At 49.0% G+C, this 18,009-nt stretch carries 17 protein-coding genes and 1 pseudogene; 2 read left to right on the forward strand and 16 right to left on the reverse strand.

What is annotated here, in order from left to right; all coding sequences use genetic code 11:
- Nucleotides 1-1,150: 1,150 nt before the first annotated feature.
- The 10 genes from JIO00_RS14445 to JIO00_RS14490 form a co-directional block, all read right to left on the reverse strand.
- Nucleotides 1,151-2,134, reverse strand: a complete 984-nt coding sequence (locus JIO00_RS14445; RefSeq protein ID WP_200668571.1) for a hypothetical protein — start codon at nucleotides 2,132-2,134, stop codon at nucleotides 1,151-1,153.
- On the reverse strand, nucleotides 2,134-3,561 hold the full coding sequence (locus JIO00_RS14450) for a trypsin-like serine protease (RefSeq protein WP_200668573.1): 1,428 nt from the start codon (nucleotides 3,559-3,561) through the stop codon (nucleotides 2,134-2,136). Before JIO00_RS14450 ends, JIO00_RS14445 begins: the two co-directional genes overlap by 1 nt.
- Nucleotides 3,562-3,982: 421 nt before the next feature.
- Entirely contained in the window at nucleotides 3,983-5,062 is a 1,080-nt protein-coding gene (locus JIO00_RS14455; RefSeq protein WP_200668575.1) for an alpha/beta hydrolase, read from the reverse strand.
- Nucleotides 5,063-5,463: 401 nt separating this feature from the next.
- On the reverse strand, nucleotides 5,464-5,895 hold the full coding sequence (locus JIO00_RS14460; protein WP_442793952.1) for a LexA family protein: 432 nt from the start codon (nucleotides 5,893-5,895) through the stop codon (nucleotides 5,464-5,466).
- Nucleotides 5,896-6,313: 418 nt separating this feature from the next.
- Nucleotides 6,314-6,757, reverse strand: coding sequence for a hypothetical protein (locus JIO00_RS30165; RefSeq protein ID WP_442793945.1), 444 nt, complete (start codon nucleotides 6,755-6,757; stop codon nucleotides 6,314-6,316).
- Nucleotides 6,758-6,851: 94 nt separating this feature from the next.
- On the reverse strand, nucleotides 6,852-7,229 hold the full coding sequence (locus JIO00_RS14470; RefSeq protein ID WP_200668578.1) for a hypothetical protein: 378 nt from the start codon (nucleotides 7,227-7,229) through the stop codon (nucleotides 6,852-6,854).
- A 168-nt stretch (nucleotides 7,230-7,397) separates the two neighbouring features.
- Nucleotides 7,398-7,610, reverse strand: a complete 213-nt coding sequence (locus tag JIO00_RS14475; protein ID WP_200668579.1) for a hypothetical protein — start codon at nucleotides 7,608-7,610, stop codon at nucleotides 7,398-7,400.
- Nucleotides 7,611-7,636: 26 nt separating this feature from the next.
- The gene (locus JIO00_RS14480) at nucleotides 7,637-8,128 is read right to left on the reverse strand and encodes a 3'-5' exoribonuclease (RefSeq protein WP_200668580.1); all 492 of its coding nucleotides are present in this window, start codon (nucleotides 8,126-8,128) and stop codon (nucleotides 7,637-7,639) included.
- Between the two features lie 794 nt (nucleotides 8,129-8,922).
- Nucleotides 8,923-9,345 (reverse strand): hypothetical protein, encoded by a 423-nt coding sequence (locus JIO00_RS14485; protein ID WP_200668581.1) that lies wholly within the window; start codon nucleotides 9,343-9,345, stop codon nucleotides 8,923-8,925.
- A 40-nt stretch (nucleotides 9,346-9,385) separates the two neighbouring features.
- A complete protein-coding gene (locus JIO00_RS14490; protein WP_234452958.1) occupies nucleotides 9,386-9,790 on the reverse strand; it encodes a DUF6957 family protein in 405 nt (134 codons plus the stop codon).
- 309 nt (nucleotides 9,791-10,099) lie between these two features.
- Between JIO00_RS14490 and JIO00_RS14495 the strand changes: the two genes are divergently transcribed.
- Nucleotides 10,100-10,573, forward strand: a complete 474-nt coding sequence (locus tag JIO00_RS14495; RefSeq protein WP_200668582.1) for an XRE family transcriptional regulator — start codon at nucleotides 10,100-10,102, stop codon at nucleotides 10,571-10,573.
- Nucleotides 10,574-10,668: 95 nt separating this feature from the next.
- Here JIO00_RS14495 and JIO00_RS14500 read toward each other — a convergent pair whose 3' ends face one another.
- From JIO00_RS14500 to JIO00_RS14525, 6 genes are all read right to left on the reverse strand, one after another.
- Nucleotides 10,669-11,094 carry a DNA binding protein gene (locus JIO00_RS14500; protein WP_200668583.1) on the reverse strand — a complete coding sequence of 142 codons (426 nt, stop codon included), beginning with the start codon at nucleotides 11,092-11,094 and terminating at the stop codon, nucleotides 10,669-10,671.
- A gap of 48 nt (nucleotides 11,095-11,142) precedes the next feature.
- Nucleotides 11,143-11,457, reverse strand: a complete 315-nt coding sequence (locus JIO00_RS14505) for a hypothetical protein (RefSeq protein WP_200668584.1) — start codon at nucleotides 11,455-11,457, stop codon at nucleotides 11,143-11,145.
- 683 nt (nucleotides 11,458-12,140) lie between these two features.
- Nucleotides 12,141-13,178 carry a TniQ family protein gene (locus tag JIO00_RS14510; protein WP_200668585.1) on the reverse strand — a complete coding sequence of 346 codons (1,038 nt, stop codon included), beginning with the start codon at nucleotides 13,176-13,178 and terminating at the stop codon, nucleotides 12,141-12,143.
- 33 nt (nucleotides 13,179-13,211) lie between these two features.
- Nucleotides 13,212-13,937, reverse strand: a complete 726-nt coding sequence (locus JIO00_RS14515; protein ID WP_200668587.1) for a hypothetical protein — start codon at nucleotides 13,935-13,937, stop codon at nucleotides 13,212-13,214.
- Nucleotides 13,937-14,806, reverse strand: a complete 870-nt coding sequence (locus tag JIO00_RS14520; protein ID WP_200668588.1) for an ATP-binding protein — start codon at nucleotides 14,804-14,806, stop codon at nucleotides 13,937-13,939. The genes JIO00_RS14515 and JIO00_RS14520 overlap by 1 nt, the downstream gene beginning before the upstream one ends.
- Nucleotides 14,807-15,040: 234 nt before the next feature.
- The gene (locus tag JIO00_RS14525) at nucleotides 15,041-16,849 is read right to left on the reverse strand and encodes a Mu transposase C-terminal domain-containing protein (protein WP_200668589.1); all 1,809 of its coding nucleotides are present in this window, start codon (nucleotides 16,847-16,849) and stop codon (nucleotides 15,041-15,043) included.
- A 688-nt stretch (nucleotides 16,850-17,537) separates the two neighbouring features.
- Here JIO00_RS14525 and JIO00_RS14530 point away from each other — a divergent pair.
- Nucleotides 17,538-17,723: pseudogene (locus JIO00_RS14530) on the forward strand (IS5/IS1182 family transposase); the annotation flags it as partial.
- Nucleotides 17,724-18,009 lie beyond the last annotated feature (286 nt).

Raw genomic sequence — 18,009 nt, forward strand, 5'->3', positions numbered from 1 at the left:
TCGGTTCCAAAACCATCTACAAGAGGCGCCATCAAACTTTAATGGGGTTCCAGACAGTGTAGTAGTCTGAGCCCACACTGGTGTGCTTACCCTGGTTATTTATGTAAAAATCCATCGCCGGTAACCGATCGACCCTTAGCTGGTAATCCGTTTCGGTAGAGCTATTGATTCGTTTGGACACGATTATAGGCTCAGCTACTTCCTTGTAAGTGGAGGAAGGAATTTTGACCACTGAGCGCCCCGAATCCACCAGCACGACAAAAGGCGAACTGAGCAGCCCTTGTACAGAGCGAGTAACACCCTTTCGTAGGCGCCAAAGATGGTCTACGTTGTTAGGTATGAACGCCGAGTCCCAGCAAATGAAAACCGGGTACCTATCATCATCTAGCATAGACTTGGTTGCCTTAACTGGGCGGCTGGTAGCACTGTCAAAATTGTTGAGGCCTCCATGAACAAAAACAACCATTTTTAAGTTTGGGTTACACTTCTTTTTTTGCCGTAAAATTTTCCAGGATTGCATCTACATAGATTTGCTCTTGACTTTGAATGACCTTAGGACTTCCACCACTCGCAACGTTTTTTTTGCTGATTGGGTCTAGAAAATTGCCGTCCCCGTCGATGTAGATAGTATGCAGCAGTATATCTAGCGATACCCCCTTATAAAATACTACCGGAGGATTACTTGTACAGCCACTCAGTCCAAGCACTATTGGCAATGCAAACAATATGCTCCGCATGCTCTTTCTTTTAAATATTTCCGACATGGCGTGGTATCCGAAATCAAACCTCAACTTGTTAAAAACCAGCTTGCCTCGATTATTTAAAAAATCTTGCTGTGTACCTGTGCGGCTGTGGTAGCCGGCACACCCTGTACCAGAAATTGAAACAGGCGAACGACCATCCTAGTTTCTGCTCCTGGATGAAGCTCGATTTCCACGTGCTCAACATACCTTCCAATCTCGATGAGCCAGCCTGGGCCTATGGAGAAGGCTTTCAAAGCCGTGATGTGCAAGCCTGGCGAAACCACAATGGGCGATATTTATGATGAGGAGCCTAGCGATTAGGGTGAGGAAAATCCGTAACGCGGATAAACTCGTATTTGTTACGAAAAAGCCCTGAATCCTTGGCGCAATGCCCGTTCGGATATCCACTATTGTTCAGTGATCCCAGCGCTTTTCTCTGCGGTCATAGCCTTAATTTTCGAATCCACGAGTTTGTTAAGTGCTTCATCTTGGGCTGCGAGCTCTCGTAAAAGTTTTGCGGTAGGGAGTTTGTCAGGCCCTTCTGTCACTACCATTCCGACCGCGCCGAAAGGGGTGCCATTTACGCTTTCAGTAATCGAATAACGTGTTTTGAGGCTTGCGGAGTCATAGATTCCGCCACTCTGAAAATCATCCAGAGAAACAGACGCTGTTGCATCTCCCAGTACAAAGTCCATGCTCACCTTGCGACGTGGCCCATTAGCAGTCATCTTATGTAGTGGCGCGGGGTAGACAAGGTAGGTGGGTGTCACGACGTAAGCTCTTTTTCCATCGGGACTCATTTTTGTTGTGATCCTAACCTCTGCCAGAAAGGAAGGATCTTTGACAAGCCCAGTAAATGGCCCCACGATCGCTGTCAGACCGGGCACAGGCAGTTCGTATTGATTCAGTATCCCCTTAAGCCCCGTCCGCCCCTCAAACGCCATATTGGGCTTGACGGCTTGTCCAAATTTCTTCAAGACCTCGTCACCAGTCGAATTAGCGGAAAACTCACCTGCCACCAAGAGCAGACACAATCCAGATTTATCATCCGTTTCCTGGGTTGGCCAAGCAGTTGTCAGTACGCTACGACCATTCAATTTAATATTACTGTCCAGGTATTGAGCTCTCCGTTCCAATTCGCTTTTGCCGTAAGCGATGAGTTCTTTAACACCATAACCAATGGCTGCCAAAACTAATGCTTCCGGTGTTTCCAGTGTGGATTGAAGCGGGCACGCCCCCTTCTCATCTGCAAATTGAAAAACTCTAACCTCATTGACAGGTGGATTTTTTTTCAGCGCTGTGTACTCAATCTCACCAGTATTGAAAGAGCTGTCCTCCCAATTACTACAGCCCGCCAATACGGCCAAGGCTATAATGAAATTATATTTCATTAATTTTCTCCACGATATTGGTCAGAGGTAACAGCATAATTTGTCTCAGAGCCCGCGCAACCAAAAAACCTGGAATTCCCGGTATGTATTCCAATCAGCTGGATTTTCCTATCTTTTTTGTCAATCCAGTAAACCGGTGCTCCAGAAAACCCGTTAAGTGTGCTGCAGGTATGATTAATGCAGCCCTTCTTTACCTTAAAGGCTTTGCAATATCCTCGGCCCACATCAGACCACATTAGCTGGGCTCGAAAACTGTTCATGGGTGCTTTCCTGTCTATACTTTCCCCCTCTTCTATTCCGGGAATGAAGATCTCCGCCCCCCAATTTACAGCTGCCAGATTTGGGTTCTGCAATTCTAAATTATTCAAATCTACAACAGGAGTTTTAGCGGAAATGAATCCCACATCACAGAATGATCCAGAGCACCGGGTGACCATATCCTTCATAACTTTTATTAATTCATTGCCAACGACAAGGTTGATACCTTCTGATAATCTCAGAGTAGTAACACAATGCTTGGCTGTGATCCAAACACCCTCTTTATAAAAGGAGGCCATACAGATATGCTTTGAATCATCCCCAACAATACTGGCAAGCAGGGGTAATGCACTGAGATAACCAAAGTCTTTGCGAGAAACTACAGCATCATAAAGTTCATCGTTCAAGAACCTAAAGCACTTATACACTTCGGCTCTTTCTGGGTCTTTTGACCCAGCAGTCGCTCTTAGATTACCCAAACACCCTTCAGACTCAGACTTCATTGAACTATAGCTTCCAGATGGCAACGAAATAGTAGTCGCTGAATAATCATTTTCGAAAGTTGAGTTCGGTGTGTATATCTCAGGCCCGTTTCCTTCGCCAGTGGTTTGTTCGTTCGAACCCTTCGGGAGTTTACTGTAATACGGAAGTTTCGATTCCAGCCTTGGGGGGCCGTAGTCGATGTACGAATCTCTATTGTTTTTCAATTTTTCTGTGGCAGGTATCGTGAAAATTCTTTCGTGCGGGTACAACCCTAAGTTTTCATTTACCAAATAAGACCTTAGATCTTGAGGATTTAAGGATTTAAAAGTGCCAGCTTGTTTATTAGCGTAGTCAATTAGATATTGTTTTCTGTGCTCGACAACAGGATCGCCTGTCAAACTTTTGATGATTGCAATATCTTTTAGTGACTTACCTTGAACCAAGCTATCAAACTTTTCGAGTTGCTCATCACTTACATGCCAGGCATTATCATTTCTGGGCACCTTCCATTTTTTTATAGCCATATCTATTGCTTTACTATCAGCCGACAACGAAGCATCACTTTCAGTAAATTTATTTTCCTTGTACCAGTTTCCATATTCCTCTGGAATTATGATTTGTTCAGCGGACACTGAAAAAGATGGAGTAAAAAGAACAAAAATCATCAACGAAATTTTCTTGTTCATGACGTGTATTCCAGATGGCTTTTTGAAACGCTCCATTACCGTTTAGCTCATGAAATACGATTGGTCAAATCCGTAACTCTTCATAAGGCGTTACAATATCGAGACAGCTGTAAGATAAATGATTATTTTACGGTTTTTAGGGATTTCTACGTCTCTAGCGATTTGGGTCAGCTTCCAACAGGATGTGTTGATTAGGTTTACCGCTCATCGCGACTCCCTGGGTGCTTACCATCTTCAAGAGTCGAGAGCAGCAGGCCTGAATTCACATAGGCCATTTCACAGAAGAAATCCCAATCCCACTTTGGCGCATCTGAGCACACCTCGATCGGCCCATCGAAGCGAACTAGAAATTTTCAAAGATAGGCCTGCGCGTCGGACGCTTACTTTGTATCTATTTCTAATTATCATAGGGTCACCTAACCTATTTAAGTCGATACGCCTTGATGCCACTATCGAACGTCAAGTCATCATGGGCACTTTGACCATTTAGTGTTTTATAAAAAAATCTATATGGCGCGGATGCCACATTAACTACTGGCTCACCTTCAAAATAAGCATGACTGCTCCCCACCCCCGGAGCCTCCGTAAAATCCACATAGATAGCTTGTTTAGCCTCCAAATTGTGTCGGTAATGCCCCAAACGAGGAAGTTGATCGTCGCCAATCTTGGCTCTCGCAAGGCGTAACGCTTGATCATTCTCATTAATAGTTACAAAAACTGACTTTCGACACGGGATTCTATCTACCCACTTTGGATGATCTAGGTTGTTTACATCAGCGGCAACGAGGACGACATTATCAAATAAGAGAAGATTAGCATATGAACTCACCGATAGTAGGGTATGCTCATACAGATAATTCCCCATACTGTGAGCCATCATGTTCACTGTAAAAGGACAAGTTTTTTCCTGCAACTCTACTAGCAGAGCATCACGCCTTTCAGAGTTCGCAGCTGTTTTGAATTTCGCATCAACCTTTACCTCCAGATCCTTGTTTCGCTCCAGAGTTAAATCGCGGAATAACTCCGCCATACGGCCCAGGCACCGATCAAGCGCTCCTACGGAGGCTCTAGCATCACGTTTATCACTTTTATAGGAGGCAACTCCAGCGGCACCACCTCCGTTGGCGGGCCAGGAAAAACTCAGGACTTCTACTCCGTACAGTTCTTCAAGGCGTTGAGCTCTGTCCAGAACAGCTTCCACGTCATTGTTATAGCCATGGACAAAGAAAAGTAGATTTTTCTTCTGTTGAAGAATGCGTTCAAAAATTATCCGAGCAACGTATTCACTCGCATAGGCCGTTTCAGAATCACTCGGCAAGCCGACTGCTTTTCGCATGGGAGCGGTAAGTATATTTGGAAGTATTTTTATCTTCCATTTGCCTTCATCCTTTTCAGCTTCAGCTAAGCGCAGCTCATTAGGCCCCTCGGAGTTCGGCTTAAGTCCGAGTTGCTTAATGCCAGAAGCAGAAGGTTTCACCTCACGGTTTGTGACAATAAACATGGAAGATACCTTTCTTGGATTATCACCACATTGTTCACGCTTGGTAGTCTCTACAGAACAAACGTTCTACAAAAATACTAGCCTGTTTAAAATAAAAAATGACCCTGTTGAGATTTTTTTTCGTATCCCTTAATAACTACTTGATTTTACTATCTTTTGTTTATCTCGCGCTCAACCTTCCGCAGTTAAACTTGCTTCACGGCCGTTACAAATATCGCGATTAGAAATTAAAATAGTCTCAACTAGATCACCAATAACTGAAAAACCGAAGACAGGCGACATATCTATTCACTTTGGATTAATCGATCTATTAGTACGCCACGGAATAGTCATTGCTGCGCTCGGTGCATCCTCTCTTACTTGGGAAGAGGCTGTTGCATGCGACCAGTAAGAAGAGAGGATCAAGCTTTTTCATGGCTGCGCACGCTGTACATCACGACGCCCCAGACCAACAGCTCTTCTCCATCCATCATGTACCGCGAAGGGTATTTAGGGTTCTCAGACTTCAGAATGATCTGCCCGCACTCCTTGACCAGCCGCTTACAGACGGGCTCGCAATCTAATGCCGCAATGACGATATGCCCTGACTCCGCTTCTTGGGATCTGTCCACAATGGCCAGTTCACCCGGAAAAATTCCGGCACCGATCATGCTGTCGCCTTCGATGCGCACCAGGTACATATGGGGTGCTCTCAGATCCAAAAGCTCATCCAGTGAAACCTTTTGCCCGAGATGGTCTGCCGCTGGCGACGGAAAGCCTGCTGGAACGCGGTAGGAATAAAACGGGAGCTTAACGCCGCTACTGGAAAGCGGGCCTAGGATGGTGATCATAATGCAAATCGCAGAAATACTGTATGTTTGTACAGAAAACCGCTGAACCGGGTTTGCGGTCAAACAAAGACTCATCACAGTCGACAGGGGGTACCACTGTGCGAGCGTGTGACCCTCCTCGCTAAACCGCTGCTTTTCAAAGCTCGATCAAAAAATTAGGATCGAAACCGGTTGTCTGACCCGGGTAGCCACGAGGATTGGAAACGATCTGGCAACCCTGTTTAGCGAAGTCCGCTGCGACGTGGGTATGTCCGTACACCCAAAGATCAGCCTTACCCAATAGCTCCGGCAAATCATTCGCATAGGCTGCGACCACCTGTTCAGGCAGGTCATCACCGACATGCTCCAAGGTTGGCGCGTGTTGCGTAACCACTACGGTTGTGCCGTCGAATGGCTTATCCAGCTCTGCAGAGAGTCAAGCTTAGGCTGCTTTGGATTTCGCAATCAGATCATCAGGGCGAAGCCGCAGGTAACTCTCATCTGTTCTGATCACAGTGAAATCGTTCATCCACTCCCAAGCGATGCGTTTCGCCGCAACGACATCTCCAGTCGACGAATAATCTGTCCATGCTGTAGTGACCAGAAACCGGGTTTGATCCAGGATCAGGACTTCATTTTCGAGCACATGAACATTCGGCGCTGCCGCTTTCTTCATTTTGCGCAGCGTATGTTCGATGTGCCCACCGTAGTACTCATGGTTGCCACACAAGTAGATTACCGGGCACTGAAACACCTCGTTTGCCCATTTCACCCCTCGCGATTTCAAGTCTATGTCACCCGCGAGGATGACCACGTCCGCACCGCTAGGGCCAGGATCAAAATTAGAAAATTCATAGTGCAGATCTGAATAGATCTGAAGCTTCATTGGATTACCCGACCGAGCAACGCTCCCCGCATTCTTAAACCGGTGTGTGAGCGGTCTGCTGTTTCATCAGGTCGATGGCTCGCATCCGATCACGTCATTTGTAGTCGTCAGAGGGTGACCAATGGACGTGCTCGATGCATCGTACGGTCAGCCAACGCCCCCCTCCTAAACTCCCGGCCTGCCAACAAACTTCGCAAGTCGAGAGCGACCGCTCTTCTGCAGCGGCAACCGCCCCACGGCACGCCGTATCACCGCCAGAAAAATAGAAGCGCAACCCACCAAATTTTTCCTTCACTTGGAGCACCTCCACCTGAGGAACATCAGGATGAGAATCCAGGTGAATTTGCAAAGTGCGGCACAGTTCATCAATCAGATTTAACCATCCCGGCAAGCATGCAATTTCCCGAAGATGGGTATCGGAGAAAAGCTCTGGATAGCGCCCTCGTAAAATGGGCAATAGGTCATCCGTCATATGATTCAATGCTCCATTTTCTGTATTTGAGCTCGCTGCTAGTGCCGGGGTAGCAGACGAGCTCGCGCGCCTCGTTGACGCACACTGATCAAGGACGACTTTTGATTCCCCAACCTGCAACCTGCAACCTGCAATCGCCTCTTCGCGCCAGCGCCTAGCCTTATGCCTTCAATGCTTAGTAGGCTCGGCAGCTCCCCAATCTGGTGGGTTTTCGACGATATCGATCGACATCCTCAATTCAATTTGCATATGTGCAAAAACTGTATCGAGGTTCGGATGGCCTCCTGAATCGCGCAAGGCATTCACCAACCGCAGTAGCTCTCGACCCTGCGTGACGGGCATTTGAACATCGCAGTACACCGTGTCGTCATCAAGAGCCATCAAAGATCCTCCGCATATTTTCTGACCTAAGGCGTGGTACGAGCTGACGCCAGGCTGCTGCAAAGCAATGCAAGGATCCGTGCGTCCAATAAAGCGTGATGTGGCAGCTCAGGGAGCTCGACATCTTGCAGGGCGTCGGTGTTTGCCTCGCTGAATAGCGTGATGAGGTTGGTCGGCCGGTTCATGACATTTGCTGGCCAGCGGTGATCCACATATGCCAGGTCACAAAAAAAATCCCAGTCCCAGTCCGGGGCGTCCGTACATATTTCGAGTATTTCATCGAAGCGCGCGAGGTAGCCGCTCAAGGATGCTCGAGCTACCACCAAGGTTTGACCGTAATCCGATGGACTGAGCTGTGGGAGTACGTGCTCGATCACAAACTCGCTGCAGTCAGTGACGTCATAGGTATCCAGAAGCTCGACGTAGAACTCCTGACCTGACTCAGCCACTAGCGCCAAAGAGATGAGCCTGGTGTCTTTGTTGAGCCGAGTAAACTCGCAGTCCAGAAAAAGCTTCAACCTTGATGCTCATTCATCAGAATCGACTTTTTGTCTCACATCGAAACCATTGAATTCGCCGAGGTGAATATTTCGGCACGGCGTTTTCTCTATGTACGCGTGTGCGATTAGGTAATCATGAAAATTCGACAGCAATGAGTATTCATCCTCAGTTTCCGAGATCTGACTTTTGTATACCTCAATCACCTCTAGAAGGTCGAAATCTCGGAGGGCTTTGAGAGGGCCGTCGCGATGGTATGACGCAAAGATGCCGTACGATAAGCTGAGTGGCTCCCCTTTTTGAATGAGCAATTCCATCTCCTACCCCCTCAAATTTCGCGAATCATCCGAAAGACGACCCTAGCAGCCAGCAGCTTTCTTGATCGTCGTTGGTAGTGAGAGCTCGTTTATTGAAAACTATATTCAGCTCGCCGTAGAAAGCTTCTAAAACTAGCCCTGCCGTTTTCTCGCTTGAAAGATGCGACGACATATCGGGAATTCTGAGTAGTTAGCACCCAAAACCGCCCTTCCTTCCGCACTTGACGGATATCGCTGGTGCGCAGAAGTCGTCCGTCTGCGTACCGCCCGTGCGGGCCCTGATTTACGTGGCCATAAACTACACCCACGGCTGATTTTGCATATATGAAAACGTCACTCAAGCATGCAGTAATGGGCGCGTCGTAGACGTATTCACTTGCACCAACGATCCGGCGTAACTGGAAATCCGTGAGACGTTTTGAGTGAAGCTCGACTTCGTGGATGTCGCTCATTAATTTTGTCCGATTCAGTAATCGCCCAGCGATGGAGTAAAAACGTCAGTAAATTTTCCTGACGTTGGTCAACGACTCCGGCTTAAAAGAGCGATCGTGAGTGTCTGTGTAGATCTTGCCGCTCTCAACCTCAAGCACACATATCACGCCGCCATTACGATCATGGCCGATGGAAACCGCCTTGATTATTTCCATTCGCCAGCTTTTACTGCCGTTCATCCAAGAGGGTGTCAACGCTTGGATTTCTGTAATGACAAAGTCTTCGTTCTGCAACTCAAGAGCCTCGAGCAGCCGTGTCTCGTCATTCAACATATCAATCATGTTTATGAAACGACCGTCGAGCCTCTTTTTGACGCATACGTGATACCAGTGGATGTTCAACGCACGCGAAATACCGTGCCAGTGCGCGAGCCCCTCCCCGAACATGCCCGGTTTACCTTCAATGTCTTCGATGTTGGTTCTAAACATTTTTGTCTCGATCTGAAATCGTGCCTGGGCAACGCGTCATCTAAAAGAAAGAAAAGATTGTCTCGAGGCTTGCTGTTTTTTCGTGACCGGGCCCCTTAAGCACATAAATCGTGTTCCAGGTTTCAAAAAGGAAGCCGTCTTGAAATGACACCGCCATTGTGGAACGTACCCAGTCGCCGACGTCAAAACGCCGCTCGCTGTCAAAGCGGACATTGTGAGCAAACAACACCAGCGGTAGCTTTCCGGCTGCGTGGACTTTCTGTAGCTCGTCTTCGGCGACGTCAACGTTGAAGATTGTCCAGTCCTCTACAAGGCAGTAAGGCTTTCGGGGGAAGAGAGCCTTAACCAGTTCGATGAGAATCTCGTCGTCGTCAGTCGATCCTTGGCGAGGACTGCCAGGCCCGCCGAGTAACCCTTCAGCACCTTCGTTCTTATCTGTACTCAATCTCAAAATCTCCGTGAATACTTTTGCTGTGCTTATCACGCGAGCCCCTGACTGGGTGCGTAATCGAAAGACTGAAACGCGCTCGAACGACCTGATTGGCCGACCACGATCCCGCTGCTAGAGAGGCATCAGCACGAAGGCTAGAGCTGGTCTGCGCACCACACCCATACAGAGGGACTTCTTCGCTCCAGTAGCCTACTCAAGCGCTCCCCGCATTTCTCCTACGAGCCTGGAAATACGGATAATACACTATATTGACGTTTATCCGTAAGGCTCAGCTATGGCTATATCCTGACTTTTGAGAAAGTCATGGAACTGAGAACCGCATTTGCTGGCGTACTTCGGGCGCTCCGCCTTATCCGGCGCGCCAAGTACGCTGACGTCTCGGATGCGACCCACCGACGTAAAGTCAGTGCTCTCGAGAACGCGCAGACCAGCATCACCGTCGAGCAATTTGACGAGCTGGCGCAATCCCTTGGCCTCGACCCGATCGCAATGCTTACCCTCTGCATTGCCCACCGCCAGGGTGAGCAACCGCTCACTGTAATTGGCCGTGCGTTGACCGACGTGGCGGCCTTCGAGGCTGAGGGTGGCATGAAGGTGCTCAGCGATCAGTTCGATGCTGACGGTAATCTCATTAAACGAGGACGCGGCAAACCGCTAAACGCAGATAACGAGAGAGCGGTGCTGGCACTCAAAGCGGAAGGTGCAACGCAGCAGCAGGCAGCGGCGCAGTTGGGGCTGGCTTTGACGTCGGTGAGGGAGTATTGGAAAAAGAATTAGCGATTAGAGTTCATCCTTGGCAGATGAAATCACGCATTCAAATGCTTGCGTAGTGCCCTAGTGGTGACTTGATCAAACACCAGGCTTGGAGCTTGCTAAATTTCCCTCCATCCTTCCACGATCTGACTCCCGTGGCTGGACTTCCACTCTCGCAGCTTCTTGTTGTTCGTTCCCTTTGTCTCAATTACTTCGCCGGTAAAAGGGTTGCGGTACCGCATCAACGCCCTACCCTTCGTGGCTGGTGTGATGAGAGCATCTTGTGGGGTGACACTTTGCAAAGCTTCAAAAAATTTTTCTACGTCAAGCTTGCCCCCAAATAAAGAGCCAGGATCCAACATGGCAAAGGCATCGTTAGACGTGAACTGATATTTTTGCCTAAGCGCCTTGAACTCAGCAACAAAAGCTACTTCACGGACGAATTCGGAGTTACCTTGGATCCGAGAAAGCTCAACCAGTTTGGCATCTATCTCACTTTTGAGCCGGAGCAACCGGTCTATCGCCAGATCATCTTCCTCGGACATAGCAGCCGCCTTGTAATTCTCCACACTTCCCATAGCAACCCCTTTAGCTCAGGTAACTAGCCCCTTAGACTTCTGCTCAACTTTCAATTGTTTTTTGCGGAGAATCTCGAAGTAGATCTGTGCCAATGCTCCATCTGGAGACATTCGGAGGCTATCCTCTAACGCCTCGTGGCGCTTAATCAGTGCTATAGCCTGCTGGGTATCATATCCATAGCGCTCAAGCAGAGCATTAATCTCACGATCAAATTCAAGATCGAGCTGATAGTTGGGGTCGACAGACTCATTTTGGGTCAGCTCAGTAAGGACTCTAGAAAGTACGAACTGTGCTTTCTTGAATTTCAGCAGGGAATGGGGCCTACTCATAATTCGTGCTCACTGCCGGGAAAGGGATGTGTCGCAGGTAAGCGTGGTAAAATTCCCAGCCTCGCTAGCCTGCCTTGTTGCATGTGAACAGCACTCTACGTCCATCATCAATCCATCCGTAATCGTTAGGACTGTTTTAGCACCCCCCCAAAGATGCATCAATGATGGCACCAAACGTCAAGATACCATCGGAAAAATCGATGCATTGATGGAGGCGGCTAGGCAGCATTAAGGCCAATCATCAATCAGATTGATGGGGAATCATCAGCATTTGCGAGGCCGAGGTGCGAGAATATCTTTCCAATTTCCAGCACCTCCTAATCCTGAACTACGCCCGCGCTGCCCCCTACCTACTGTCAATTTATAGCATATTATTGGTGAGGAGGCGCTTGGAAGGCACATATGAAAAAGCCAAGCAAGAATAAGGCTTGAAAATTCAATTGGTTAAGTAGTGACAATTCTTGGAATTTTTTAACCCGTGAATACTGGTACCTCTCCAGTGCGAACCTCAAATTTTACGATAGGGGTTAACTATTGCCGAGAAAATCATCTGCTAGAACCACGCAGGGAGATAGCCTCCATTGTAGGAAGTACGGAGTTCGGCTTAGCTGCAGGAGACATGGGAGTGAGTTGCAAGGGGGTGTATGACAGACGATTGCCGTCTATGTGTGACGCGTGCAGCACTATCCAAACAGCCAATCTAAATGTGCTATGTCGCCAGCATATAGATTTCTGCTAGCCGACAGCTTGAACTGAAAAATGTGGCCAGGCTGAAAACAACAAGCGAGAGCCCGTAGTTCACTAGCCCGCCGCGGAAAAGGGGAATTAGAGAAATAAAGTGCGTGGTTTATAAACTCCATGTCATCTTCGCTGAGTAAGTTGTAAGCGCACCCTAAAAAAAGATAGCTTAATGCAATATTTCGAGGTGTCGAATCTTTTACCCCGACGCTGAGCTCACGAACACTTGGAGGTCTAAAGGGCTGAGACGAGATTTCTGCAGTGGATCTTACTGAGCTAAAAAACCACTGACCAATGCCTCCTTTGCATCTAGCGAACGGACGGTAAAGAAAAAAACCCAGCACAAAGACCAAGCATTGCTTGGAAGGCCGGCCGTAAGTTGGGTACTCCGGTGCTGATTCTATCCAACGCATAACTTTAAGAACGATCCTGCACAGCTTTTGTTCTTTTGCAGCGGTATCAGGCAATGAAATTAGGCGCTGAATAAAGTGGTTTCCAAATATGAACTCCCCGGTGGATGCATGCTGACTGAATGCCAGCCAAGCCCGATTGAACTGCCCCCTGCCGGACACCGACAGACGCTGAAGGAGCACCAGTTCATCATGAACCGCACAAAAACAATTACCCCGCACCCGCCAGCCTTTGCGCCAGGCCGGCGCATGCATACTGGCGATATCATCGGCTAAGCACTGTGGGCAGTAGTTCAAGCTACCGCCGACCTCAATGAGGTTATCAGGTAGCTTGAAAGTGATTGCGAGCACTTCCTGATCGCGTTCTGAAAAGCAGGATAGAAACCCCTGATGCTCGCATAGCCTGTCTACATCGCCCTCTAGACTAGCCTTTGCCATAGCCTGACAACTGTCCAAGAACTCACTGTGGACATTACCGACATAGGGGTTGGTGGCGTTTCTAGAAAGCCAAGATGAAAGCGTTTCGTCATCTAGCGGCTTAGTCATGTGTCTGATGAGGTTTCTGGATCGCATCTAGCCTCTCCTACTTCCCATATTCCGGTAGTGCTAAATCAGCACCAAGCCGCTACAAATATCTCGTACCACATCTGCGGTCAGGCCAACGCGTCCCTTAGAGAACCGATGTACCGAACCAATATCTACGAACGGTCGATCCATTTCGCTGCTAAACGGATATCGACTCATGAGTCCATTCACGAACTTATGGTATTGCTCGTCGTTTGGCATGGCGGAGAGAGAGAGCCTTATTACCTCAATACCTGCGTTGGCTGCTTTGATCGCGACAGGTTCAAGTATGTCGTGAAGGCCGAATATGAACACCTGTAGCTTGGCCCGAACCTCAGTGAGTTGAAGGATTCTGTCGAAATTGCGTCTAACCACTGATTTATTACAACGAAAGTAATCGTGGCCATCGTCAATAAGAACTGCCTGATACGCCCGAAGCGCGACTACCGCTTCATAAGGCCTTGAGGAGAGTTCGTTGCTCCAGAAATCATCAGGTAGCAGAGGTACCTCAAGCGATCGAAGAAAATGGTTTCGCAGATTTACATTAGTACCCCAAGGAGCCTCCCCCAACCCTAGGGAACGCACTCCTCGGCGTACCGCTACCGCATAAAGCGCCTTCGCGATCGCGGACGCGCCCGCACGAGGGGCACCCATAACGAAGATGAGACGCCCCTGTGCTCCATAGTTGGCTCTATCACCATCTAATAGGGCTTCGCACTGCTTCAGGACTGATTGATTTCCTGAACAATCGAGCCATTGCGGCCTCATCAGATCACTCCGTTTGGGGCATAAAAGGCCAAGGCTTCCTTATAACTCTTCAGTATTACTTCTTCGGTGATGCATTCGACCGCGTGGACGATTGCATAGATGGCTGCATCCGTAAGTATTCTCTTGATATCACGGGTGAGTTGCCCACCAAGGGTGACGATTAACTGCTGCATGTCCAGAGTGTCGATTGCTGACCTCTTCCGTAAAGGAAGTAACATTAGGTAGCCATTCAGGAAGCGTGAAAAGTCTGCCGATACAGGATCCCAGCTCACCATATCAATACGTCCGAACCGCGATGGGAGCTCAGCGTTCTTCCGCAGAAATCCAAGACAGTGCGGTGTGCCCACTAGCATTAAATTCAAGCCAATATCCGGATTGGACATCGCACGAATAAACGTCCGGTTTCCCTCTGCGAAAAACGTAGCGGACACCAGGGCATTGGCTTCATCTAGAATGAGCAAGCGCAAGGCTAATTCTTCGATTCTGGCCTTGATCAGCTTGGTTCCGTTGATGTTCGCCATCTTTTGTGCGGGCTGCGTAAAGCCAAGCAGCGACACCAGGATTTCCTGGAGATCAGTTCGCCGCCCGGTGTTGGCGAGATCTACAACTGCCACTGGGGAACTATCAGGCGTGTTGCAAGCCGCGACGATCGCCTTGATCAAAGATGTTTTACCTATGCCGGTATCGCCTACCAACGCTCTGCAAACGTTCGTCCCGCCACGTTCCATCCGGATCATCGTTCGCACGTCGTCAATAACGCGCTTTGTAAAGTCGGTATGAATAAAGAAGTTTTTCCTGCAGTAATCGATACGCTCGTCGTCTGACATATCTGCGACAAGCGCTGTTTTGGGAGCAAGATGTTCGTACATTTGGTGCCTCCGGGAGGCTAAATGAACATAACAGGTGGTGGGGCCGCAGAAATGCGGCCCAGCTGGGAGATTAAGTAGGAATGGTTGGAGCCCATAGGTTGCCGCCCGCACTGTGGGAGCAGATGCTTGACGTGCAATCGCCCTTGGAATGAATCGAGACTGCGACGTTAGGAGGGGGCGCAGAAGTCTGCTCGCTGTTACGTTTGGCCGTGCCAGCGTAATAGTCCAAAACCGTCATTGCTCCTCTCCCTGATACGGATTGATGATCCTGGTGAAGTCCCTGCGCTCGGCAATGATCTCGCGGAGTGGAGCGGGACTGGAAGTACGGGGAATCGCTGGAACGTCTGAATCTAGCTCGTACGCAATCATTTCACGGGACTTTAGTAGGACACGCTCCTTGAGCGCTTTCAGGGACTCTGTGCGTTTGATACGCGCCGCTAACCCCTGCTTACCGAGCTCTCCGTGTTTCGCCCGGAACCTGTTATTGATGTGAAGTTCGGTGAGCGTTTCTGGCGGGTTTCCCCTTGCTGCTGCCTCTACCCAATCGCCATCAATCCAAATCACGACACGAGAAAGGTTGGCGTTGTCGTACTTGACGCGAACCTTCTTGCCGACCAAGTCTTTGAGCAAGGGTGTGTGGTAGAAGATGGTATTAACTGGCACACCGTAGGACTGCACCCGCCGCGTTACCTCCGGAAGAATCTCAATGATGAATTTCTTCAAGTTGTGTATCGGAGCTGGCGCTATAGGCTGCCCATTTTCGCCGGTGAAATACTCATTCCAGCGCTGACGTGGGCTCTTGTGATCATCACCGCCAACGGTGTCATGGTACTCGCAGATACCCAATGTCAGCTCGCGAATGAACTCATCAAGGGTCAGCAAAGCATGCTTAGCAGGATCGTAGTCTCGGTCTTTCCGAGGCCTGGCGCCGGTGCCGCCCGGGAGGACGCGAATAGTCCCGAGATTCAGTGTGCCGAAGAGCCGCTCGCAGATGCCGCCTTCCTGCTTCTCCCTACGATACCGAACTTTGATATTTTCAAGCACGCAGGCGCTATAGAGGTTCTTGGATCGAAACTCTCGAGCGTTATCCATGAAGAGCTCGATCATTACCCCTCTATATGGGTACTCGTGATCTTCCAGCCCGAGTTTTTTCATGAACTCCTCTTTGCTCGTAACGGCATGCTTAAGCGCAATCGCCACGGTGCCGAGCGAGGGGTACCGAAAACTGACGCAGAAACCAACAATGACCTTTGTCTTGGAACAAACGATGAGCGTGAACCAGGGCCGGCCGACCACTTTGTTACGATCATCCTTGGCGCACAAAAAACAGTCTGCAAGCGTGTGATCCATTTGAGCTTGCTCAAGCGGCCTCAGCAGTGCGCGCGTGCCTGTCCTGAGCTGGTAGTGATCTGAGGCATAGTCCTTGCCGCGCGAAGACAGGGCAAGAGCATAGTTTGAGTATTCATCGATCCGATCACACACCGTTTCATATGCAGGCACAGGCAGATGTCTTTTGTCGCATTCTGCTTGAGCCCCCTTCCAGACATTCCTTTTTGAAGGGTTTTCTCCCACGTACCAGACAACGATCTGATCCCGAATGATCTGCTCGACTTCAGGTAAAATGACCTTCGCGCCCTCTGGGCGACCACGCGCCAGCCCCAACAGCGATGGAACTCCAACAGCGGGATCGTAGGCTTGCTTGACCTTATAATATTGGCTGAGGGACAGTTTGCATTTTGCAGCAGCCTTTACCGCGTCAATCTCACCGCTCACTTCGAGGGTAATAGCATCGAAGCGTTCCCTTGCCTTCTCCTTGCGTTTATCGCTTACCTTGTCAGTATCGATAGCAAGGAGTTCAGAATGCTTCTCCACTTGCAGCTGAAGTTGCTCAGAAAACTGTTGGACGTCGACCAGTTTGACCTCTGAAGGGTCAACTGTGACTACTTTGTTTCCGCCAAGCAACTGAAGGACAAACTTCCGAGTACTGGGGTTGACCGACTGAAGAATCCAGATAGCGCCGTTGTACATGTATGCCTGATACATGATGACCTCCTATTCCCGTCCCAGGTCTAAAGCTATTGCCGCAATAAATGCGACATAGCTGACCTGGTTATATTTACGAGCGCAAGAAAAGGAGCGAGAAAAACCTCCCTCGCAAGTGAAGTTCGGCAGAGACTTAACACGAACCACTTTCGACAGTTCGAAATGAATTGCACTTTTCATATCCATCTTCCCATTAAAGTTTATTTAATGGCAGGAAGAAGAGATCTGTAGGGAAGCGATAGGATGCTTGCTGCACACAACATCATCTATAGGTCATCGGTTATCGCTTATGCAAGGGTGTCTTCTAGATGCCTGAATGATGAGGTTTAGCACCAACTCAAGCATCGTCAAATTGGATTTATCATTTTTTTCCTATCTATATGATACATATGAATATTTAAGTTTTAACTGACTTTTAGGTCGGTTATTAAAAATAATAAAACGTTCGTTTTTTCCTCATTTTTAAATCTAGGAGCCTTTGAGGCCAGGTATTATGGGGGTGTTGGGCGTACTACTATTTTTAGATACCGCTAACAACCGAAGGTTCTTTCGAGCTACCACTGCTGTACCCCGCACCGACAGAGCTCTCTGAGTGCAAGTGATAGCGAGTCGCCTGTCACTCAAGCGATTCGTGCGATGACCAACTGGGATTCATCTGACGTACTGAGCCGAGCCGGTGGCTCGAAGGATGGAGGAAGCGCTATATGAAATCGCGCCAATACGTCAGTTCGCATGCCTGACCATCAGCGCGTCTAACTCCGAAGACACCACGATCATGACCTTCCGGCACCTGCTGGAAATACATAAGTTGGCCCATGCGATCTTCACCATCATCAATGGTTCTTTGCAGGAAAAAGGCTTCTCCCTACGTCAGGTGTGTTAACGTTCTGACCGGTTTCAAGCATTTTTTCTCCTGTTTGACCGGATCGAACGCTGCCTTCCAGCGTTTTCTCGAGAACCCTCGCTTCATTGGTGGCCTGCCCACCCTCCGGCCTTCTGTTTCACCGACAGATGCTGCCTTCATCACATTGCACTATCGGTAAAGCCGATTTTAGTGCGCATCACTACAGAGCTTGATGGCCCGACCGTTGCCGGTACGAGCATCACTCTTTCCCGCGCTCAGTCGTCGTCAGGGCCAAGATCCCGCGCGCGATGAACCG

This window comes from Pseudomonas sp. SW-3, from assembly GCF_016615645.1.
GTDB lineage: Bacteria > Pseudomonadota > Gammaproteobacteria > Pseudomonadales > Pseudomonadaceae > Aquipseudomonas > Aquipseudomonas mandelii.